Raw genomic sequence first — 20,938 nt, 5'->3', positions numbered from 1 at the left:
CCGTCATGCAAGAACTTTTCGACCAGCTCATCACGCCCGAGGTCCGCATGGTCCTCTACCTTATGGTCGTGTGCGTCGTCATGCTCTACATCCTCTCGATCGTCTACGTGATCCGCGACGCCCAGCGCCGCGGCGCGGAGCCCTGGTGGATGTGGGCGATCATCTCCGTCATCCCCATCGTGGGCCTGCTCGCCTACGTCATCCTGCGCCCGAGCTCGTACCTCATCGACCGCGAGGAGCAGGACCTCGACATCGCCCTGCGCGAGCACCAGCTCTCCCACTACGGCATCTGCCCCAAGTGCGGCGCCCCCATCGACCGCGACTTCGTGGTCTGCCCGATCTGCAACACGCAGGTCAGGAACGTCTGCCCCACCTGCCACCGCCCGCTCAACGCCGACTGGAAGGTGTGCCCGTACTGCCGCACGCGCATCCAGTAACGGCGCGCTGGCTCTTCTCGGCACGCATGGCCCCGCCCCGGCGGGGCCTTTTTCGTCTGGCGTGGCCTTCTTGCGGCTGCGCCGGGTATGCCCCTGCGCACGGTTTTGCCCGATGCGCCGCTGGTTCCGTGCATGGGGGCATGCTCGGCAAAACCGTGCGCAAAGGCATGCCCAGGGGACGCCCTGACGAGAAGAGCCTGCGCACTCGGGCTCATCGAGCATGCCCCCGCGCACGAAGCCGGGCGGGACGTGGCTGGTTCCGTGCATGGGGGCATGCTCGGCCCGCGGCTTTCGGGCGAGGGGCCGGCGCCCGCCGCTCACGCGCAGATGCTGCGAATCTGTTTCCCCGTGCATAGACGCGGCGCACTTGTGGTAAACCTATGGTCAGGCAATGACGAAAGGCGTGTACCAGATGCAGTGCATCTTTGCACATAGCGCTCGAACGCAGACTATCTAGGCGTCTGTCCCTTCCCCGGGCCGGCAGGCCCCGGACAGGCGCCACATATCGCTCGACGCTGCCAGGACGGCGGCGTGCGGGCGATTTTCATGTTCGCAGACCATCCAGAGAGAGGTTTCCCATGAAGGTCCTGTACAACGACGGCCACATCGACGAGTGCCCCGCTGACGAGGTCACCCACGTCGTCCGCCACAGCGCCGCCCACATCATGGCCCAGGCCATCAAGCGCCTGTACCCCGAGGCCGACTTCGCCTACGGCCCCGCTACCGACAATGGCTTCTACTACGACATCGACCTCCCCGAGGGTCAGAAGATCTCCGAGGAGGACTTCCCGGCCATCGAGGCCGAGATGAGGAAGATCGTGAAGGAGAACCTCAAGTTCACCGTCTTCGAGCTTCCGCGCGCCGAGGCGATCGCCCTCATGGAGGAGCGTGGCGAGAAGTACAAGGTCGAGCACATCGGCGACCTGCCCGAGGACGCGCGAATCACCTTCTACCAGCAGGGCGAGTACATCGACATGTGCGTGGGCCCGCACCTCACCTACACCAAGGCGCTCAAGGCCTTCAAGCTCACGGGCGTCTCGGGCGCCTACTGGAAGGGCGACAAGGACAACAAGATGCTCATCCGCGTCAACGGCACCGCCTTCGCCACGAAGGACGAGCTCGACGAGCACCTGCGCCTGCTCGAGGAGGCCAAGAAGCGCGACCACCGCAAGATTGGCCGCGAGATGGACATCTTCATGATGCGCGACGAGGCCCCCGGCTTCCCGTTCTTCCTTCCCAACGGCATGATCCTCAAGAACGAGCTCCTCAGCTACTGGCGCGAGATCCACCGCGCCGCCGGCTACGTGGAGATCTCCACGCCCATGATCATGAACAAGGAGCTCTGGAAGACCTCCGGCCACTGGGACCACTACAAGGACAACATGTACTCCACGATCATCGACGACGAGGAGTACTGCATCAAGCCGATGAACTGCCCGGGCGGCGTGCTCGTCTACGCCTCCAGGCCGCACAGCTACCGCGAGCTGCCCATTCGCGCCGGTGAGATCGGCCTCGTGCACCGCCACGAGATGCGCGGCGCCCTCCACGGCCTCTTCCGCGTCCGCTGCTTCAGCCAGGACGATGCGCACCTCTTCGTGCGCCCGGACCAGCTCACGGACGAGATCGTGGGCGTGGTGAACCTCATCGACTCGGTGTACGAGAAGTTCGGCTTCACCTACCACCTCGAGCTCTCAACGCGTCCCGAGGACTCCATGGGCTCCGACGAGGACTGGGAGCGCGCCGAGGCCGCGCTGCGCCACGCGCTTGAGAAGCTCGGCAAGGACTACGTGGTCAACGAGGGCGACGGCGCCTTCTATGGCCCCAAGATCGACTTCCACCTGGAGGACTCGCTCGGCCGCACCTGGCAGTGCGGAACGGTCCAGCTGGACTTCCAGATGCCGATCAACTTCGACCTCGAGTACACGGACGCCGACGGCTCGAAGAAGCGCCCGATCATGCTGCACCGCGTCTGCTTCGGTTCCATCGAGCGCTTCATCGGCATCCTGATCGAGCACTTCGCCGGCAAGTTCCCCACGTGGCTCGCACCGTGCCAGGTGAAGGTCCTGCCCGTCTCCGAGAAGAGCCGCGACTACGCGCGCTCCGTGACCGAGAGGCTCGAGGCTGCCGGCATCCGCGCCGTCCTCGACGAGCGCGACGAGAAGATCGGCTACAAGATCCGCGAGGCGCGCAACATTGACCGCCCGCCCTACATGCTCATCATCGGCGAGAAGGAGGTCGAGGCCGGCACCATCTCCGTCCGCGACCGCTCCAACGAGACCGTCTCGCGCGAGCTTGACGAGTTCATCGCCGACGTCACGGCGGAGATCGCCGACCGCCGCTAGGCGCAGCGCGGTGGGCGAGAAGAGCCTCGATCTTGCGACCCTCCAGGCGCTCTCCTCCCGGATGGGGCGGGAGCGCTGGAGGGTCCTCTCCGACGCGGCGCAGGTGGTGGCCAACTACCTCGCCTGCCACCCGCGCGTGGAGGCCGTGCGCTATCCCGGCCTCAAGGCAGACCCCGACTTCCCGCGCGCCGCGAACGAGCTCGTGGGAGGCTTCGGCCCCTACGTCGCGTATCGTGCGGCGGGGGAGTGGCGCCTCTGGGAGGCCGACGACCGCGACGCTCGCGAGCAGGTCATGGAGCTGGAGATGCGTTTGTAGTGTATTTCACGCGCTTCACTCTATGTACACTACAGACGCTTCTACCAAAAAGTCCCAGGTAGAAATCTTGCGTCGTTTTGCAGTGTACTTTCGGATTGCGTCCTGAAACACACTACAAACGGACCGACCTGACAAAGGCGACCTGACAAAGGTGACAGGGTCAACTGTCATGAACATTCATGACAGTTGACCCTGTCACCTTTGTCAGGTCGCCCCTGGCGGGCTACAGGACCTCGACCTCGGCCTCCTCGCAGTACTTCTTGAAGTGCTCGGTGAGGTTGCCGTCGGACACGACGTAGTCGACGTCCGCGAGGTCGCAGATCTTGAAGGTGCTCCTCTGCCCGAGCTTGGAGGAGTCCATCAGCACCACGGTCCTCTCGGCGTGCGCGATGAGCGCGCGCTTGAGGGCGGCCTCGTCGTCGGACCCGCAGGCGAACCCGGTCGCGGACTGGAAGGACGTCACGCCCAGGAACAGCAGGTCAAAGCTCAGCGACCCCACGTCCTCGATGGTCTTGCTGCCGTTGAGGCTCATGCTGTAGCGGTTGAGGCTGCCGCCGACCATGATGGTGCGGACGCGCTCGAGGCGGGCGAGCTCGGCCGCGCAGGTGAGGCTGTTGGTGAACGCGAGCGTGCGCACGTCGTCGAGCTCGCGGGCGAGCGCCGTGGTGGTGGAGCCGGAGTCGAGGAAGATCGTGCTGTCCGGCCGGACGAGCCCCTTGGCCTTGCGCGCGATCGCGGCCTTCTCCTCGACGTTTCTCGTGCTTCGGTTGAGCAGGAGGTCATCGGTGCCCACCACGTACTCAACCGAGCGCGCGCCGCCGTGGGTGCGCACGATGAGGCGCGCCTCGTCGAGCGCCTTGAGGTCCGTGCGCAGCGTCATCTCGGAGACACCGGGAAACGCCTTCTTAATTTGGCCGAACGTCACGCTGCCCTTGGAGTTGACGAAGAGCACGATCCCGTCGCGCCGCTCCTTCATCGATGAGCTCATGGCTGGACTCGCTTTCGTTCGGACTGACCTGCCTCAAAGAGATGGTAGCGCGAACGCGCCCCGCACGGGCGCGTCGCCTCGACGACATGCGCCCCGCCCCTCTCGCGAGACGCCGGCTGGCGAGAGGGGCGGGGCGGGGCATTCGTGCGATCCGGCGACCAGGGTCAGGCAGGCCCGACGCTGCGGCGGGGCTACGCCTCGGCCCAGTGCTCGAGCAGGTAGCGCTCGGCGGCCGGGCACCACAGGCCGCGGTTGGCCTCGACGATGTCGGCCAGGCCCGCGAAGCGCCCGTCCTCGTCGGCCTTGGCGCGCAGGTCCTCGAGCGCGGTCAGGGGCATGCTGATGTGCGTGTAGATGAGCTTCTTGCCGCCCGGGATCTTGGGCAGGCCGAGCGTGGTCTCGGCGGCGGCGTCAAGGCCGCCCACGTGGGTCACCATGACGGAGGGGTCCACGCGGTTCGCCGCGGTGAGCTCGAGCGACTCGACCATGTCGTCGGTGTTGCCGCCCGTCGTGCCCATCACGTGATGAGAGCCGTAGTGCACCTCATAGAAGTTCATCTCGGCCTTGAAGTTCTTGTCGGTCGGTCCGGCGAAGAAGTTGAGGCAGCCGTCGCGGCCGAGGATGGCGTCGGAGAGCGTCACGACGGGGGCAACCGGGGCGTAGCAGAGCACGTCGTCGAAGCCCGTGCCGCCGGAGACCTCGAGCAGCGCCGCGACCTGGTCGTCGTACGCCCCGTTGTTGATGAAGACGAGGTCGATGCCCGTCTCCGCCTTGACCTCCGCGGGCGGGAAGAGCTCGGCGGCGCGGTCCAGGCGGTCCTGGTTGATGTCGGCCACGCACACGAGCGCGGGGCGACGGTCGCAGTGCAGGGCGTAGGTGAGCGCGCCGAGGCCCATGGGGCCCGCGCCGGCCACGATGGCGAGCTTGCCGCCCTCGCGAATGCCCATCTCGTGCGTGTAGACGCCCATCTGCGTGTGGTACGCGGCATGGAACGCGCCGATGGAGCAGCTCATCGGCTCGGCAAGGGATGCCTGGTAGTACGCCTCGCCCGTGTACTCGAGCAGGCAGTCGCACTCCATGACCTCGGCGGGAAGGATGCAGTAGGTGGCGTCGCCGCCGCAGAACTCGTAGGAGTAGCCGGGGCTCCACATGGTGCCCTTGTAGTTGAGGGCGGGCTGGATCGTGAACTTCATGCCGGGCTTGAAGCGGTCCGCCCACTTGGCGCCCACCTCGACGATGTCGCCGGCGAACTCGTGGCCCATGATCGCGGGGTGCTCGGCCACGTCCTCGTGGACGCGCTTGTGGTTGACGCCCAGGGTGGCGCACTTGTAGGTGGACATGCAGATGCTGTCGGAGATGACCTTGACGAGGACCTCGTCGTCCTTGATCGGGGGGAGCTCGAACTCGTCCATGCGCAGGTCGTTAGCCGCGTGGAGACGCACTGCCTTAGCCTTCATGATGCAACCTTTCTCTCATGACATTGGTGACAGGGTTATCTGTCAGGTTCTCTGACGCCCTAGAGCGCCTCGATGGAGACCTTGTCCAGGAGCGAGTCGACGAGCTCGCGCTCGGCCGCCTGGGTCCCCGACTGCATGACGTTGGCCGCGCCCGTGGCCATCGCGAGGCGGGCGGTGTCCTCGAGGCCCATCCCGCGCTCCTCCGCGTAGGCGAGCGCCGCGACCACGGAGTCCCCGGCGCCGACCGTCGACCCCACCGGGACCTTGGGCGACCGGGCGAGAAGGACGTGCTCGCCGTCGGCGATGAGCGCCCCCGCGCCGCCCATGGAGACGACGACGCGCCCCACGCCGCCCTCGACGAGCGCGCGGGCCTCGGCGGCTATCTCGCCCTCGTCCGCGAGCGCCCGCCCGCAGATTCGGGAGAGCTCGGCGTCGTTGGGCTTGGCGAGGTAGGGGCGAGCCTCGAGGCCCTTGGAGAGGGCCGCGCCGTCCGCGTCGAGGAAGACCTTCGCCCCCGCCCCGGAGCATGCCCGCGCCCAGGCGCCGTAGGTCCCCACCGGCGCCCCCTTGGGCAGGCTTCCCGAGAGCACCACGATGTCGCCCCTCTCGACGGCCCCCGTGAGCTCCCCGAGCATCGCGTCGAGCTGGGCGACCGTCGCCTCGGGCCCGGGCTCGTTGATGTCGGTGTGCGTGTCGAGCTCGGGGTCGACGACCTTGAGGTTGGTGCGGGTCTCGCCCGATGCCGCGAAGGCCCAGACGTCGATGCCCCCCGCGGCGAGCAGGGAAGAGATCTTCTCTCCGACCGAGCCGCCGAGAAGCGCGAGGGCGCGGCTCCTCCCGCCGAGCTTGGCGATGACCTTCGAGACGTTGATTCCCTTCCCGCCCGGGTCCTCGCGCAGGTCGGTGATGCGGTTCACCGCGTCCAGGGCGAATCGCGGGACCGTCGCGGTCTTGTCGAGCGCGGGGTTGAGCGTGACGGTGTAGATCATGCGGCTCTCCTCTCCTCTTTTGTTGCTACGACTGCAGATACTGTTGAAACAAAAGTCAATTGTCAGCATAGACATCCTCATGCTGTTGTCAATACAAAGGCAGTATTTTCGTTATAACAGCCGTTTAGCGCTCATTTCCTACCATTAGGCGGTACTAAGGTGAATCTCAGTACATTATTGAAATGAAAGTCTAGAATCTGAATCGTTGAAACAAAAGTCATGGGCGCAAGCCCACCCTGTTCAACGCGTCGGCCCGTTGCGACGGGCCTCAAGGAAGGAGGGACCGATGTCAGTACGCGAGGGTCTCTCTCGGTTCGGCAAGTTCCTCAGCGGCATGGTCATGCCCAACATCGGTGCGTTCATCGCCTGGGGCTTTCTGACGGCACTGTTCATCGAGACCGGCTGGCTGCCCAACGAGGGGTTCGCAAGCATCGCCAGCCCCATGCTCAGCTATCTGATCCCCGTGCTCATCGCGGCCCAGGGCGGCTACCTCACCGGCGGTGACCGCGGCCGCATCACGGGCGCCATCGCGGTCATCGGCTGCATCGCCGGCGCCCCCGACACCACCATGCTCATGGGCGCCATGGTCATGGGCCCGTTCGCCGGATGGGTCATCAAGATGTTCGACCGGTTCATGGAGGACAAGACGCCGGCGGGCTTCGAGATGCTGATCGACAACTTCTCCGTCGGCCTCATCGGCATGTTCCTGTCCATGCTCGGCTACATCGCCATCGGCCCCATCATGACCGCGATTCTGGCGGTCCTCATGGGCGGCGTGCAGATCCTCATGCAGTACGGGCTCATGCCTCTGCTCGCGATCTTCATCGAGCCCGCCAAGGTGCTCTTCCTCAACAACGCGATCAACCACGGCATCTTCACGCCCATCGGCATCGCGCAGGCCGAGGAGACCGGCCGTTCGATCATGTACATGCTCGAGGCCAACCCCGGCCCCGGCCTGGGAGTCCTACTCGCGTACTGCCTCTTCTGCAAGGACGCAAAGACCCGCCAGTCCGCCCCGGGCGCGGTGATCATCCACTTCTTCGGCGGCATCCACGAGATCTACTTCCCGTACGTGCTCATGAACCCCAAGGTCATCATCGCCCCCATCGTGGGCAACATGTGCGCCATCGCGTGGTTCAGCTTCACCGGCGCGGGCCTCACCTCCGCGGCGTCCCCGGGGTCGATCATCGCGTTCCTCTCGATGACCCCCTCGGACCTCATGCTCACCAACATCATCGGCGTGGCCATCGCGGCCGGCGTCTCCTTCGCCATCGCGACGCCGCTCGTCCGCACCATGGCGACCGCCGACCTCGACCAGGCGAGCCAGCAGATGCGCGACATGAAGGGCTCCGCGGAGGCCGCCGTCATCTCCGACACGCAGGGAGGCAAGATCGTCTTCGCCTGCGACGCCGGCATGGGCTCCTCCGCCATGGGCGCGACGCGCTTCCGCAACCGCGTCAAGGCCGAGCGCCCCGACCTCACGGTCGAGCACTCGAGCGTCGACACCGTGCCCGCTGACGCCAGCATCGTCGTCTGCCAGCGCGTCCTCTCCGAGCGCGCCCGCAAGAGCGCGCCGCAGGCCCAGATCGTGACGATCGACAACTTCCTCGACGACCCCGCGCTCGACGCGCTCTACGCCTCGCTCACGCAGCTCAGCCACGCCGCCGAGCTCATCGAGACGACCCCGGCGCCGGCGCCCGCGCCCGCCGAGGAGGAGCGCCCGAGCCTTGCCATCGAGCGCGCCGACGTGCGTCTCGGCGTCCCCTCGGTGGGACGCGAGCAGTGCATACGGGACTCCGGCGCCCTGCTCGTCCAGCGCGGCTGCGTGAGCGAGCCCTACGTCGACGCCATGGTTGAGCGCGACCGCCTCACGAGCGTGTACATCGGCATGGGGATCGCCATCCCGCACGGCACCAACGACGCCAAGGAGGCCGTCGAGAAGACCGGCGTGGTGCTGCAGCAGTACCCCGACGGCGTCGACTTCGACGGGGAGAAGGCCTACCTCGTCTTTGGCATCGCCGGCAAGGGCGAGGAGCACCTCGAGGTGCTCGCCAACATCTGCCGCATCCTCGAGGACGAGTCCGTGCTCGAGAGGATGAAGACCACCGACGACGTCGACTGGGTCGTGGACGTCCTCTCCGGGCGCAGGTAGCGGCAGCGAGGGAGGGGGGGCGCGGCGGGGCCGGCGTGTGACGTAAGGTCTCGTCGCGCCCGTGATATACTCTTCAGGATATTCTGAGTGGCCTAGATCTCTAGCAGCGGTATCTTGTCTTCTGTACGACCGCGCGGGTTACTGGAAGCCCGCGCGGTCCGATGGAATAGGAGGAACGCATGGCAGACAACGTTACGACCACGATTGACAGCGTCGAGGCGCTGCAAGCCCGCATCAAGGAGATGCGTGCCGCGCAGGCCGAGTTCGCGAAGTTCACCCAGGAGCAGGTGGACAAGATCTTCTACGCCGCCGCCATGGCGGCAAACAAGGCCCGCATCCCGCTGGCCAAGATGGCGGTCGAGGAGACCGGCTACGGCATCATGGAGGACAAGGTCATCAAGAACCACTACGCCTCCGAGTACATCTACAACAAGTACAAGGACATGAAGACCTGCGACGTCATCTCCGACGACAAGGCCTTCGGCTACAAGCAGATCGCCGAGCCCATCGGCCTCGTGGCGGCCGTCATCCCGACGACCAACCCCACCTCCACGGCCATCTTCAAGACGCTCATCTGCCTGAAGACGCGCAACGCCATCCTCATCTCGCCGCACCCGCGCGCCAAGGCGTGCACCGCCGAGGCCGCCCGCATCGTGCGCGACGCCGCCGAGGCCGCCGGCTGCCCCAAGGGCATCATCGACTGGATCGACGTGCCGTCCCTCGACATGACGAGCGAGCTCATGCGCTCCGCCGACATCATCCTCGCCACCGGTGGCCCGGGCATGGTCAACGCCGCCTACTCCTCCGGCAAGCCCGCCCTCGGCGTCGGCCCCGGCAACAACCCCGCCATCATCGACGACACCGCCGACGTCGAGCTCTCCGTGAACTCGATCATCCACTCCAAGACCTTCGACAACGGCATGATCTGCGCCACCGAGCAGAACGTGATCGTCCTCGACGGCATCTACGACGCCGTGAAGGCCGAGTTCCAGAAGCGCGGCTGCTACTTCCTCCAGGGCGACGAGATCGCCAAGGTCGGCAACACCGTCATCGTCAACGGCGGCGTCAACGCCAAGATGGTCGGCCAGCCCGCCCCCAAGATCGCCGCGGCCGCCGGCGTGACCGTGCCCGAGAGCACCAAGGTCCTCATCGGCGAGGTCGAGTCCGTCGAGCCCTCCGAGCCGTGGGCCCACGAGAAGCTGACCACCATCCTCGGCATGTACCGCGCCTCCGACTGGGAGGACGCCCTCTCCAAGGCCGAGCGCCTCATCGCCGACGGCGGCTACGGCCACACGAGCTCGCTGTTCATCGACACGCGCGAGACCGAGAAGATGGCAGAGCACGCCAAGCGCATGAAGACCTGCCGCATCCTCATCAACACCCCGGCTGCCCAGGGCGGCATCGGCGACATCTACAACTTCAAGATGGCCCCGTCTCTGACGCTCGGCTGCGGCTCCTGGGGCGGCAACTCCGTCTCCGGCAACGTCGGCCCCCAGCACCTGCTCAACATCAAGTCCGTCGCAGAGAGGCGTGAGAACATGCTGTGGTTCCGTGTCCCCGAGAAGGTCTTCTTCAAGAAGGGCTGCATGCCCGTGGCCCTGCGCGAGCTCTCCGAGGTCTACGGCAAGAAGCGCGCCTTCATCGTCACCGACTCCTTCCTCTACAAGAGCGGCTTCACCAAGAAGATCGAGGAGTCCCTGGACGAGCAGGGCATCGTCTACTCCAGCTTCTGGTCCATCTCCCCTGACCCGAAGCTCCAGGACTGCGAGCGCGGCCTCGAGCAGGTCAAGGCCTTCGAGCCCGACTGCATCATCGCCATCGGCGGCGGCTCCGCGATGGACGCCGGCAAGATCATGTGGATGATGTACGAGCACCCCGAGGCCAAGTTCGAGGACATGGCCATGGACTTCATGGACATCCGCAAGCGCATCTACACCTTCCCCGAGATGGGCGAGAAGGCCTTCTTCGTGGCCATCCCCACCTCCTCCGGCACCGGCTCCGAGGTGACGCCGTTCTCGATCATCACCGACGCCAACACCGGCACCAAGTGGCCGATCGCCGACTACCAGCTCCTGCCCAACATGGCCATCGTCGACACCGACAACATGATGACCCAGCCCAAGGGCCTGACCGCCGCCTCCGGCGTCGACGTCCTCACGCACGCCCTCGAGGCCTACGTCTCCATCATGGCGTCCGACTACACCGACGGCCTCGCCCTGCGCGCCATGAAGCTCGTGCTCAACTACCTCGAGCGCGCCTATGACGACGGCACCGACGTCGAGGCCCGCGACCACATGGCCAACGCGTCCTGCCTCGCCGGCATGGCCTTCGCCAACGCCTTCCTCGGCGTGAACCACTCCATGGCCCACAAGCTCGGCGCCTACCACCACATCGCCCACGGCCTGGCCAACGCCGTCATCCTCACCCGCGTCATGCGCTACAACGCCGCCGAGCGCCCGGTGAAGATGGGCACCTTCCCGCAGTACGACCACCCCAAGACCCTCGCGCGCTACGCCGAGGCCGGTCGCTTCTGCGGCATCCAGGGCAAGGACGACAAGGAGGTCTTCGAGAACTTCATCGCCCGCATCGAGGAGCTCAAGGCCCACGTCGGCGTCCCGACGACCATCGCCGGCTTCGGCGTGACCGAGGAGGACTTCCTCGCCACGCTCGACGAGATGTCCGAGAACGCCTTCAACGACCAGTGCACCGGCGCCAACCCGCGCTACCCGCTCGTGTCCGAGATCAAGGAGCTCTACCTCGACGCCTTCTACGGTCGCGAGCCCAGCTCCTACGAGGACTAGTCCCAGCCGGTTCTTCTCGTTGCCCTGAAGGAGGCAGCAATGGAACTTTCTGACAGCAAGCAGGTCATCGTCGAGCGCCACAACAAGGCCGTCTACCTTGACGGCGACCGCATCATCAAGGTGTTCAAGGCCGAGAAGCCGGCCTCCGACATCTTCAACGAGGCGCTGAACATCGCCCGCGTCATCGAGGCCGGCGTGCGCGTGCCCAAGATCCTCGAGGTCTCCCAGGTCGCCGACGGCTCCTGGGCCCTGGCCACCGAGTACGTGGAGGGCGTGACCATGCGCTCCCTCATGGACGCGGCCGAGGGCACCGACGAGTACGACAGGCTCCTCGAGCAGTTCGTGGACTTCCAGATCGAGATCCAGAACACGCCCGCACCCGAGCTCCTCAAGGACCAGAAGACCAAGATCGCCGGCATGGTGGGCAAGGTCAAGGAGCTCGACCCGTCCGTGCGCTACGACCTCCAGATGCGTGCCGACCGCATGGGCTCCGGCCGTGCCATCTGCCACTGCGACTTCAACCCCTCCAACGTCATCGTGACCGAGGACGGCACGCTCTACGCCTGCGACTGGACCCACGTCACCCGCGGCCTGCCCGAGGCCGACGCGGCGATGACCTACATCCTCTTCAAGATGTATCACGCCGGTCACGCCGAGAAGTACCTCGACGTGTTCTCCAAGAAGGCCGACGTCGCCAAGCAGAAGGTGCACTACTGGGTGCCCGTCATGGCCGCCGCCGAGCTCTCCCGCGGCCGCAAGGACGCCGAGGAGTTCCTCCGCAGCCAGGTCGACGCCGCGCTCGACATCGACTAGCGGCTCGTCACACGCACCGCTTCGGGCCCGTCAGCTCCGGCTGGCGGGCCCTTCTCTGTGGCTGGGGATGACGTCTGGGTTTTTCGGTTGCCGTCACAAATCGGCCGTCCGCCTCGACGCGCCCCGCTGGCATGGGCTAAGCTGATATGCGGATAGTTACGCGGAAGGAGCCCCATGCGGAACAAGCGACTCGTCCTGGCCGGCATCGCCCTCGTCGCTCTTGTGGTGGCCGGGGTCTGCGTCGCCGCGTCGCTCGGCGCCTTCAGGTCGGACGCGGAGCGGGCGCAGGACGCGGTCGCCGAGCTCATGGCGTCCTACGTCGTGCCGGTCCCGAACGAGGAGGGCGAGGAGCCCGAGGACGCCGCCTGGCCGGCTGCCGACTACGGTGACGCCGCCACGATGGAGGCCCTCGGTCGCTTTGGCGTCGATGCGGATGAGTGGCGTCGCCACTGCCTCAAGAACCTGACGTATGAGGTAGGGGAGGCCCAGGCGGATTCCGCGGCGGGGACGGCGACGGTCGGCGTCACGCTCACCAACGCGAGTCTCTCGTCTGCCGTCTCGTCGGCGGGGTCAGACTTTTCCGCCTTCTCGCAGACCGCCGACGCCGAGGCGGCCTATGCGCAGGGCGGCCGCGCGGCGCTCTTCTCGCACCTCGTCGACAGCGTCTACGCGCACCTCGACGCCAACGAGAGCCCCGTCACGACCACGGTACAGGTGAGCTGCGTGAGAGACAACGAGGGGGCCTGGATCCCGCAGGTCGCTGGCGACGCCGCGTTCTTCTCCGCCCTCTACGGCGGCTCGGACGTCCTCTCCGGGCTCGTAGCGCAGCAGTCCTGACGATTGTCGGTGATTTTTGAAGAGGCGGGCGAGTAGCCGCATAAGCGCCCCGCTCTCTAGCTGGGGCTCCTTAACCCCCGAAACGAGCGCTACGGAGCAGGTCGGGCAAAAAACACCGACAATCAGAGCCTGCGGTAGGTCGCGAAGTCGAACGGGACGCCGTCGGGCGTGACGCCTCCGTCGCGCACCTCGGCGAGCTCCCAGTCGGGGCGCGCGTCGAGGTCGGGGAAGAACGTGTCGCTGGGCCGGACGCAGTGATTTCGCGTCACGACGGCCTCAGAGCAATGGGGGAGGAGCAGCCCGTACACCTGCCCGCCGCCGATGACCCACGCCTCGCCCTCGTCGGCGACGGCATCAAGTGCCTCATCGACTGAGTGCACGACCTCAACGCCCGCAGTCGAGAAGGACGCGTCGCGCGTGAGCACCACGTTGCGTCGGTTCTTGAGCGGACGCCCCCCGGGGAAGCTCTCGAGCGTGCGCCGGCCCATGATGACGGGGTGTCCCGTCGTGCAGGCCACGAAGTGCCTCATGTCCTCGCGGTTCTCCACGACCATCCCACCATCGAGCCCAATGCCCCAGTCGTCGCATACCGCCACGATCGCACTCAGCTTGCAGCTCATCTTTCAAACCTTTCTGTGAGGGGTTGGCCCGGCATGTCGCCCCGTGCTCAGACAGCTTCGCCGGGCGTAGGACGTCCGGCTGCAGAACTGCGCGCGGGACGACATGCCGGGCCATCAGCTCGGAGAAACGCAGGCGGGAGGGGAGAAGGACATTGTCCCGCCGCGAGTTCTTGCCGCGCCCTCTGCGGCAAGCTGTCTGAGCGCCGGGGCATTGTCCTTCTCCCCTCCCGCCGGACGGTCAGACCGCGATCGGGATGTTCTTTACCTGCGGGCCGTGCTCGTAGTTCTCGACGATCAGGTCGTCGGTCGTGAAGTCGTAGAAGTCCGTGACGTCAGGGTTGAGGCGCACGGTGGGGGCGGGGTACGTTGGCCGAGAGATGAGCTCGCGCACGACGTCCACGTGGCGGTCGTAGATGTGGGCATCGGCGATCATGTGGACGAGCTCGCCCGCATTCATGTTCGAGACCTGGGCCACCATCATGAGCAGGATCGCGTACTGGCAGACGTTCCAGTTGTTGGCCGCGAGCACGTCCTGGCTGCGCTGGACGAGCACCATGTTCAGCGTGGGCCGCTCTTCGCCCGGCTCCTGCGTCACGTTGTAGATCGCGTTGTAGGCGCAGGGGTAGAGGTTCATCTCGGAGAGGTCGGCGAAGGTGTAGAGGTTCGTCATGATGCGGCGCGAGTAGGGGTTCTCGCGCAGGTCCTTGAGGACGCGGTCCATCTGGTCGAAGTCGCCGTCGGGGTAGTGGGACTTCACGCCCACCTGGTACCCGTACGCCTTGCCGATCGAGCCGGTCTCGTCCGCCCACTCGTCCCAGATGTGGGGCTTGAGGTCGTGGATGTTGTTGGACTTGCGCTGGTAGATCCAGAGCACCTCGTCCATCGCGGACTTGAGCGCCGTGCGCCGCAGGGTGAGCGCGGGGAACTCCTCGCGCAGGTCGTAGCGGTTGCACACGCCGAACCGCTTGATCGTGTAGGCAGGCGAGCCGTCCTCCCAGCGCGGACGGACCCTCTGGCCCTCGGTGGTGGTGGTGCCGTGCTCGATGATGTCCGAGCACATGGAGACGAAGATCTCGTCTGCCTTGCTCATGGCGCTCCCTTCCGTCCCGTCTCGCGGGTCTGAGTCCTGCTGGCCACGTCCGCTAGGCGTCGTAGGGGCTCTCGAGGGTCATGCCGTAGTCCTCCTCGGCCCAGGGCCACTCGGTCCCGAAGCCCTCGTCCCAGGCGTCGTCGTACCCCTCGTCCTCCCACAGGTACGAGCTGCTCGCGATGGAGCCCAGCGCCGCGGTGCAGCTCGAGATGCTCATGGCGAGAAGGACGAGCAGGCCGACGACCACGCCGAACACGACGTAGGCGGTCGGCCCGGACTCGGAGTTGCGGGGGTCCGTGGTCCCGCTCGCGCTCTCGATGACGGGCGACTCGGGCACGAGCCCCGTCTCGTCGGTGTGTTCGTTCACGGCGCTCCTCTCGTCGTATCGCCCCATCATAGCAGCCCCGCGGGCAACCTCGGCCTGGCGTCAGAGCATCTGGTCCGAGAGGGCCTCGTCCCAGTAGTACGTGAGCGAGCCCGCGAGCGCCACGTCGGCGGGGAGCCACTCAACGTCGAGCAGCTCGCCGCGCGCGAGCCAGCGCAGCTCGTCGTGGGACGCGTCGGCAACGACCGGCTCCGATCCCTCCTCGAGCGTGCAGACGAGGCAGTCCATCGAGAGGTGGAAGTCCGGGTAGTCGTACTCCACGGTGTCGTAGGGCCACGCCGCGCGCACCGAGCACCCGAGCTCCTCCTCGACCTCGCGCTTGAGCGCCTCGACCGCGCTCTCGCCCTGCTCGATCTTGCCGCCGGGAAGCTCCCAGCCCCCGGGCAGCGTCCCGTCCGCGCGGTGCGCGGCGAGAATTCGGCCGTCTCGGTGGATGATGCCTGCCGCGACGCGCACAACGTTCTTGTCGTCCATCGGTCCTCCTAGCGTTCCTGGAACCTGACGAGCGCGTAGCTCGCGCCCGCCTCGTCGGTGAGGTCAACGTCCCAGCCGTCGGCGCGCTCGTGGGCGACGGGGGTGACGACGTCCCCGAGGTGCGCCTGCGCGCGATAGAGCACCGAGAGCGCCCTCGGGCGGACGCGCCTGCCGAGCCCGACGAGGGCGTCCTCGGCAAAGAGCACGTACTGGGCGTTGTTGACGTGATGGTTGGTGTCGATGCTGCGCGCGCCCACGACGATCGGCGCGCAGGGCGTGCCCTTGCCCTCGGCGCGGAGATGCCGGTCGAGCGGCCCCATCTCGAGCGGGGGCTCGGGCGAGACGTAGACGAGCTGGTCGGCGGGGACGTGCGTCGCTCGCCCGCGATCGACGTCGAACACGAGCCACTGCGAGTCGGCCCGCGCGAACGAGCGGCCGTCCGGGGAGCGCAGCTCGAAGTTTCTCCTGGCGTGGGCGCGCGTCATCTCGTAGCACCATGTCGAGACCTCGACCGGGGCGCCGAAGGGCGGGAGCTCGTCGATCTCGATCCTCCAGAGGGCGAGTACCCACGCGAGGTGCTCCTCGGCGAGGCGCGTGATCCCGAGCCCCAGGCTCTCGGACTGGAAGGTCGAGCAGTCCTGGAAGTAGTTCATGAGCGAGACGAGCGAGAGGCGCCCCGTGTCGTCGCACTCGCTGTAGCGGACGCGACCCTCGAACGAGTACATCCTTGCCCTCCTTGTCTTGTGTCCGAGACAAGACCTTAGCAGTCCTCGGGGGCGCGGGGCGCGAGAAACCCGGGCGCGTGGTCGGAGTGTACAATCGACTGCGTACCGCGGGACGCGCGACGGAAGGGGAGCGACGTGGGTGACCTCCGCATTGCGACGATAGGGACGAGCGGCATATGCGCGCGCTTCTGCGACGCGCTCGCCGCGTATGACGGCGCCGCGCTCGTCGGCTCCTACTCGCGCGACCTCGAGCGGGCGCGCTCCTTCGGCGGGCCGCGCGGCGCGCGGCTCTTCTTCGACGACCTCGACGCGCTCGCGGAAAGCGCCGAGGTCGACGCCGTCTATGTCGCGAGCCCCAACGCGCTGCACGCGGGACAGGCGCTCAGGCTCATCGCCGGGGGCAAGCACGTGCTCGTCGAGAAGTCGCTCGCGTCGAACGAGCGCGAGGCCCGCGAGGTCTTCGACGCCGCCCGCGCCGCCGGCGTGGTGGCGCTCGAGGCGACGCGCAACCTCCACACCCCCAGCTTCGGCGTCATCGAGCGCATCGTCTCCGAGGGGCTCGGCCCCGTGCGGCTCGCGTCCCTGCGCTTCTCGAAGGTCTCCTCGCGCATGCCGCGCCTGCTCGCCGGCGAGCGCGTCAACATCTTCGACCCCGCGCTCTCGGCGGGTGCCCTCATGGACATCGGCGTCTACTGCGTCGAGCCCGCGATCGCGCTCTTCGGGCGGCCCGACGAGGTGCGCGCGCTCTCCGTCACGGCCCCGGTCCCAGGCTGCCCCGAGGGGGACCCCTGCTCGACGATCGACCTCGCGGGGGAGGTCATCCTCGGGTACGCGGACAAGGTCGTGAGCCTCTCGTACGGGAAGGCGAGCGACGGCATGCTGCCCTCCCAGGTCGAGGGCGAGCGCGGCACGCTCGTCTGGGAGCCCACCTCCGGGCCCGAGCGCCTGTGGCTCCACGAGTGCGCCGCCTCGGGCCAGGTCTTCCGCGTCGAGCAGGCCGAGATGGCCCCCGTCGAGGTCGAGGTGCCCGAGAACGACATGGTCTGCGAGCTCGCCGACTTCGTGGCCGCGGCTCGCGGCGACGCGGCGGCGCTCGCGGCGCGGGAGCGCTTCGAGCGCGTGACGCTCGAGTCGCTCGCCGTGATGGACGAGGTCCGCCGTCAGGCCGGCGTGCGCTTCCCGGCGGACCTCCGCTGAGGGCGTCACGGATGGACCGCTCCGACCTGCGCGCCGCCGCGAGCGTGGCGCTCCCCGTCATGCTGGGCTACCTCACCATCGGCATCCCCTGCGGCGTCATGGAGGCTGAGGTCGGCGTCTCGCCCCTCTGGGCCTTCGTGGTCTCTGCGACCTTCTACTCGGGTGCCGGGCAGTTCATGATGTCGTCGCTCGCTCTGGCGGGGACCCCCGTCGCCGCGATGGTGGCGAGCGTCTCGCTGCTGAGCGCCCGGCAGACCCTCTATGCCGCCGCGCTCGCCCCGCACGTCTCGTCCGCCCCGCGGCCCCTCGCCGCGCTCTTCGCCGCCACCGTGACCGACGAGAGCTTCGGCGTCAACCTCGACCGCTTCGTATCCGACGACGCGTGGACGCCGGCTCGGGCGACGCTCGTCAACCTGATGAGCATGCTGTCCTGGGCCGCCGCGAACGCGCTCGGCGCCGCCGTGGGGCCGGCGCTCGCCATCCCCACCGCCGTCATGTCGTTCGCCATGACGTCCATCTTCGTCTGCCTGCTCGCGGGTCAGCGCTGGGTCGCGCGCACGGCCGCCGCGGCCCTCGTCGCGGCGGCGGCCGTCGTGGCGCTCAAGCTGCTCGGGGCGGGGTCGCTCTCCGTCTTCTTCGGGGCGATTGCGGGCGTCGCGGCCGGGCTCGTCGCCGACGCCTTCGCGCGGGGGAGGGACGCGCGGTGAGCGGCTCGGACTTTCTCGTCTTCTACGGGTGCGTGCTCGTCGTGATGCTCGCCTGCCGCTGCCTCCCGCTCCTCGCGCTGAAGGGGCGGCCGCTCGCGCCGCGCGCCGCGGAGGCGCTCGCGCTCATCCCGCCCGCCGCGTTCGCGGCGCTCGTGGCAAACGACCTCTTCGACCCGACCGCCCCGCTTCGGGCGGCGCCGCTTCTCGCGGCGGCCGTCGTCGCGCTCGTGGCGAGAAGAACGGGCTCGCTCATCTGGTGTGCGGTCACCGGCATGGTCGCCTACGCGCCGCTCGCCGCGCTCGGCCTGGGCTAGGGGCGGCCCCTCGACGGCGCTACGCGTCGGGGTAGGCGATGACGTCGGAGCCGCCGAAGCGGCTCGGGCCGTCGTCCCCGCTCGCGTAGGGGCCCATCGCGTCGACGACGATGCGCGCCGTGCCGGGGAGCACGCGCGCGTCGTAGGAGGTCACGAGGCCCGGAATCACGTCGCCGTCGACCTCGAGCGCGACGGGTCGGTCGACCTCGACGCGAATCTCCTTCCCGCGGAAGCTCTCGAGGTGCGGGCGGCCCATCACCTTCCCGGTGCGGTCCATGAGGCCGAAGGCGAGGGGCTTCAGGAGCTGGGCGGCGTCGGAGGTCTCCGCCACGATCACGTCGAGCAGGCCGTCGTCCATCCGGCAGTCGGGGATGAGCTCGATGTCCCCCTGGATCATGGCGTTGTTGGCAACGAGGCAGGTGATCCCCTCGCGCTCGTGCACTTCGCCGTCCACGGTGATGCGGAAGCGCTCGACCGTCGGGCGGGGGTTGGAGAGCGCGGCCGCGAAGTAGGCCGCCTGCCCCATGATCGCCTTGTTGGGGAGGGCGGCCTGCATGAGCTGCGCGTCGAAGCCCGTTCCCGACATGAGGGCGAAGCCGCGCGTCCCGCGCGCGCCGCGCTCGCCCTCCCAGGAGATCTCCCCGAGGTCGACGGCGGCCGTCTTCCCCTTGCGGCATGCACGGGCGAGCGCCGAGGGCTCGGGGGCGTTGCCGATGTTGGCGGCGAGCAGGTTGGCGGTCCCCGAGGGGAAGACGCAGACCGGGACGTCCGTCCCGGCGAGGGCGTGGAGGAGGGCCGCGACGGTGCCGTCGCCGCCCGAGGCGACGACCACGTCGAAGCGCTCGGCGTCGCGGCAGGTCACGCTCGCCTCGAAGTCCTCCTCGAGGACCCTGAGGACGCATTCGTCGCCCGCCCGCACGAGCGCTCGCTCGAACTGGAAGACGGCGTCCGACCCGAAGCCGGACTTCGGGTTGTGGATGATGAGGGTGCGCATCGGTCTCCTCCCCGGGACGCGGGGGCTATTGGGTATCATGGAACGCGCCGCCGCCCGCGGGGGGCGACCGGCACTTCCTATGGTACCCAAACCTCGCATGACACAGAATCGAGCGCCGTGTACGTATCGACCCCTTCCGAGCTTGCTGGCTTCTGCGAGCGCGCCTCATCATCCAAGGTCCTTGCCGTTGACACCGAGTTCCTGCGCGAGAAGACCTACTACCCCAGGCTCTGCCTCGTCCAGGTCGCCGCGGGCGACGAGATAGCCGCCGTCGACCCCATCCTCATCGACGACCTTGCGCCGCTGAAGGCGCTCCTGGAGGACCCGTCGGTCACCAAGGTCTTCCACGCCTGCAGCCAGGACATCGAGGTCCTTCTCGACGGCCTTGGCTGCGCGTGCGCCCCCATCTTCGACACGCAGGTCGCCGCCGCGTTCCTTGGCATGCGGCAGCAGGTGAGCTACGGCTCGCTCGTGGACGCCTACTGCGGCGTTCACCTGCCCAAGGCCGAGTCGCTCACTGACTGGTCGCGCCGCCCGCTCGACCCCGAGCAGCTCGCGTACGCCGAGGACGACGTGCGCTATCTCCCGGGAATCTACGAGACGATGATGTCGCGCCTCATCGAGCTCGACCGCCTCTCGTGGGTCGAGCCGGAGATGGCCGAGCTCGCGGACCCGGCCCGCGTCCGGCGGGACCCGCGCGAGGCCTTCCTGCGCCTTCGCCGCTCGGGCTCGCTGACGCGCCGGCAGCTCGCCGTCGCCCGCGAGGTGTGCGCGTGGCGCGAGGAGGTGGCCGCGCGGCGGGACGTCCCCCGCAAGTGGGTCATCTCCGACGAGGTGGCCGTCGAGGTCTGCAAGCGCACGCCGACCTCGCTCGATCGCCTGAGGCGCATCCGGGGGACCGACCAGCTCGGCGAGCGCGAGGGGGCGAGGCTCGTCGCGGCCGTCGGGAGGGGGCTCGCGTGCCCGGCGGACGAGTGCCCCAAGGTCACGCGCCACGCCCGCCCGTCCGCCGAGACGGAGAGCGTCATCGACCTCATGTACGCCGTCCTGCGGCTCGTCTCCGAGCGCAGCGGCGTCGCCACGCAGCTCATCGCCACCCGTGACGACCTTCTCGACTTCGTCTCGGACCGCGAGCGCTCGCGCCTCTCGCGCTCCTGGCGCGGGGAGCTCGCGGGGCGCACGCTCGACCGCCTGCTCGCGGGGGAGGTCGGCCTCACCGTCAAGGAGGGGCGCATCGAGCTGCTCTAGCGCGGGCGAGAAGGGCGCCCCCGCGAGGCATTAATGTCCGCCCGGCCGGGTA

The 20,938-nt window shown here is 67.9% G+C and carries 20 protein-coding genes; 11 read left to right on the top strand and 9 right to left on the bottom strand.

What is annotated here, in order from left to right; all coding sequences use genetic code 11:
* The first annotated feature begins 5 nt into the window (after positions 1 to 5).
* The 3 genes from BQ7391_RS08895 (at position 6) to BQ7391_RS08885 (ending at position 3,095) form a co-directional block, all read left to right on the top strand.
* Positions 6 to 437 carry a zinc ribbon domain-containing protein gene (locus tag BQ7391_RS08895; protein ID WP_075280274.1) on the top strand — a complete coding sequence of 144 codons (432 nt, stop codon included), beginning with the start codon at positions 6 to 8 and terminating at the stop codon, positions 435 to 437.
* A gap of 578 nt (positions 438 to 1,015) precedes the next feature.
* Positions 1,016 to 2,779, top strand: a complete 1,764-nt coding sequence (thrS, locus tag BQ7391_RS08890) for a threonine--tRNA ligase (RefSeq protein WP_075280273.1) — start codon at positions 1,016 to 1,018, stop codon at positions 2,777 to 2,779.
* A 10-nt stretch (positions 2,780 to 2,789) separates the two neighbouring features.
* Entirely contained in the window at positions 2,790 to 3,095 is a 306-nt protein-coding gene (locus tag BQ7391_RS08885; protein WP_075280272.1) for a PLP-dependent transferase, read from the top strand.
* Positions 3,096 to 3,318: 223 nt separating this feature from the next.
* Here BQ7391_RS08885 and BQ7391_RS08880 read toward each other — a convergent pair whose 3' ends face one another.
* The 3 genes from BQ7391_RS08880 to pfkB form a co-directional block, all read right to left on the bottom strand.
* The gene (locus BQ7391_RS08880) at positions 3,319 to 4,083 is read right to left on the bottom strand and encodes a DeoR/GlpR family DNA-binding transcription regulator (protein WP_200799600.1); all 765 of its coding nucleotides are present in this window, start codon (positions 4,081 to 4,083) and stop codon (positions 3,319 to 3,321) included.
* 191 nt (positions 4,084 to 4,274) lie between these two features.
* The gene (locus BQ7391_RS08875; RefSeq protein WP_075280270.1) at positions 4,275 to 5,540 is read right to left on the bottom strand and encodes a zinc-binding dehydrogenase; all 1,266 of its coding nucleotides are present in this window, start codon (positions 5,538 to 5,540) and stop codon (positions 4,275 to 4,277) included.
* A 59-nt stretch (positions 5,541 to 5,599) separates the two neighbouring features.
* A complete protein-coding gene (pfkB, locus tag BQ7391_RS08870) occupies positions 5,600 to 6,529 on the bottom strand; it encodes a 1-phosphofructokinase (RefSeq protein ID WP_075280269.1) in 930 nt (309 codons plus the stop codon).
* A gap of 286 nt (positions 6,530 to 6,815) precedes the next feature.
* On the opposite strand from pfkB, the gene BQ7391_RS08865 reads away from it, so the two are divergent.
* From BQ7391_RS08865 to BQ7391_RS08850, 4 genes are all read left to right on the top strand, one after another.
* Positions 6,816 to 8,681, top strand: a complete 1,866-nt coding sequence (locus BQ7391_RS08865; protein ID WP_075280268.1) for a PTS mannitol transporter subunit IICBA — start codon at positions 6,816 to 6,818, stop codon at positions 8,679 to 8,681.
* 179 nt (positions 8,682 to 8,860) lie between these two features.
* Positions 8,861 to 11,482, top strand: coding sequence for a bifunctional acetaldehyde-CoA/alcohol dehydrogenase (adhE, locus tag BQ7391_RS08860; protein WP_075280267.1), 2,622 nt, complete (start codon positions 8,861 to 8,863; stop codon positions 11,480 to 11,482).
* Positions 11,483 to 11,521: 39 nt separating this feature from the next.
* The gene (locus BQ7391_RS08855; RefSeq protein WP_075280266.1) at positions 11,522 to 12,295 is read left to right on the top strand and encodes an aminoglycoside phosphotransferase family protein; all 774 of its coding nucleotides are present in this window, start codon (positions 11,522 to 11,524) and stop codon (positions 12,293 to 12,295) included.
* A 174-nt stretch (positions 12,296 to 12,469) separates the two neighbouring features.
* Positions 12,470 to 13,132: a hypothetical protein gene (locus BQ7391_RS08850; RefSeq protein ID WP_075280265.1), complete on the top strand. Its 663-nt coding sequence runs from the start codon at positions 12,470 to 12,472 to the stop codon at positions 13,130 to 13,132.
* A gap of 122 nt (positions 13,133 to 13,254) precedes the next feature.
* Here the strand turns inward: BQ7391_RS08850 and BQ7391_RS08845 are convergent, their stop codons facing one another.
* The 5 genes from BQ7391_RS08845 to BQ7391_RS08825 form a co-directional block, all read right to left on the bottom strand.
* Entirely contained in the window at positions 13,255 to 13,752 is a 498-nt protein-coding gene (locus BQ7391_RS08845; RefSeq protein ID WP_200799599.1) for a dihydrofolate reductase, read from the bottom strand.
* A 238-nt stretch (positions 13,753 to 13,990) separates the two neighbouring features.
* Complete coding sequence (gene thyA / locus BQ7391_RS08840; protein ID WP_075280264.1) at positions 13,991 to 14,842, bottom strand: thymidylate synthase; 852 nt, start codon at positions 14,840 to 14,842, stop codon at positions 13,991 to 13,993.
* Positions 14,843 to 14,894: 52 nt separating this feature from the next.
* Positions 14,895 to 15,209 carry a hypothetical protein gene (locus BQ7391_RS08835; protein ID WP_129583947.1) on the bottom strand — a complete coding sequence of 105 codons (315 nt, stop codon included), beginning with the start codon at positions 15,207 to 15,209 and terminating at the stop codon, positions 14,895 to 14,897.
* Between the two features lie 60 nt (positions 15,210 to 15,269).
* Entirely contained in the window at positions 15,270 to 15,701 is a 432-nt protein-coding gene (locus BQ7391_RS08830) for a (deoxy)nucleoside triphosphate pyrophosphohydrolase (protein ID WP_075280262.1), read from the bottom strand.
* 8 nt (positions 15,702 to 15,709) lie between these two features.
* Positions 15,710 to 16,426, bottom strand: a complete 717-nt coding sequence (locus BQ7391_RS08825) for an acyl-[acyl-carrier-protein] thioesterase (RefSeq protein WP_075280261.1) — start codon at positions 16,424 to 16,426, stop codon at positions 15,710 to 15,712.
* Positions 16,427 to 16,561: 135 nt separating this feature from the next.
* Between BQ7391_RS08825 and BQ7391_RS08820 the strand changes: the two genes are divergently transcribed.
* From BQ7391_RS08820 to BQ7391_RS08810, 3 genes are read left to right on the top strand one after another with little or no spacing between them, the layout of a single operon-like run.
* Positions 16,562 to 17,623: a Gfo/Idh/MocA family protein gene (locus BQ7391_RS08820; protein WP_075280260.1), complete on the top strand. Its 1,062-nt coding sequence runs from the start codon at positions 16,562 to 16,564 to the stop codon at positions 17,621 to 17,623.
* Positions 17,624 to 17,634: 11 nt separating this feature from the next.
* Positions 17,635 to 18,330 (top strand): AzlC family ABC transporter permease, encoded by a 696-nt coding sequence (locus BQ7391_RS08815; RefSeq protein ID WP_075280259.1) that lies wholly within the window; start codon positions 17,635 to 17,637, stop codon positions 18,328 to 18,330.
* Complete coding sequence (locus tag BQ7391_RS08810; RefSeq protein ID WP_200799598.1) at positions 18,327 to 18,644, top strand: AzlD domain-containing protein; 318 nt, start codon at positions 18,327 to 18,329, stop codon at positions 18,642 to 18,644. Before BQ7391_RS08815 ends, BQ7391_RS08810 begins: the two co-directional genes overlap by 4 nt.
* A 19-nt stretch (positions 18,645 to 18,663) precedes the next feature.
* Here the strand turns inward: BQ7391_RS08810 and BQ7391_RS08805 are convergent, their stop codons facing one another.
* Positions 18,664 to 19,638 carry a diacylglycerol/lipid kinase family protein gene (locus BQ7391_RS08805; protein ID WP_075280258.1) on the bottom strand — a complete coding sequence of 325 codons (975 nt, stop codon included), beginning with the start codon at positions 19,636 to 19,638 and terminating at the stop codon, positions 18,664 to 18,666.
* A 117-nt stretch (positions 19,639 to 19,755) separates the two neighbouring features.
* Here BQ7391_RS08805 and rnd point away from each other — a divergent pair, with 117 nt between their 5' ends.
* Positions 19,756 to 20,886, top strand: a complete 1,131-nt coding sequence (rnd, locus tag BQ7391_RS08800) for a ribonuclease D (protein WP_075280257.1) — start codon at positions 19,756 to 19,758, stop codon at positions 20,884 to 20,886.
* Positions 20,887 to 20,938 lie beyond the last annotated feature (52 nt).

The sequence above is a fragment of the Thermophilibacter provencensis genome, from assembly GCF_900128445.1.
Classification (GTDB): Bacteria; Actinomycetota; Coriobacteriia; order Coriobacteriales; family Atopobiaceae; genus Thermophilibacter; species Thermophilibacter provencensis.
Note: the sequence above shows the minus strand (reverse complement) of the source record. Positions and strands in the feature narration are given on the sequence as shown.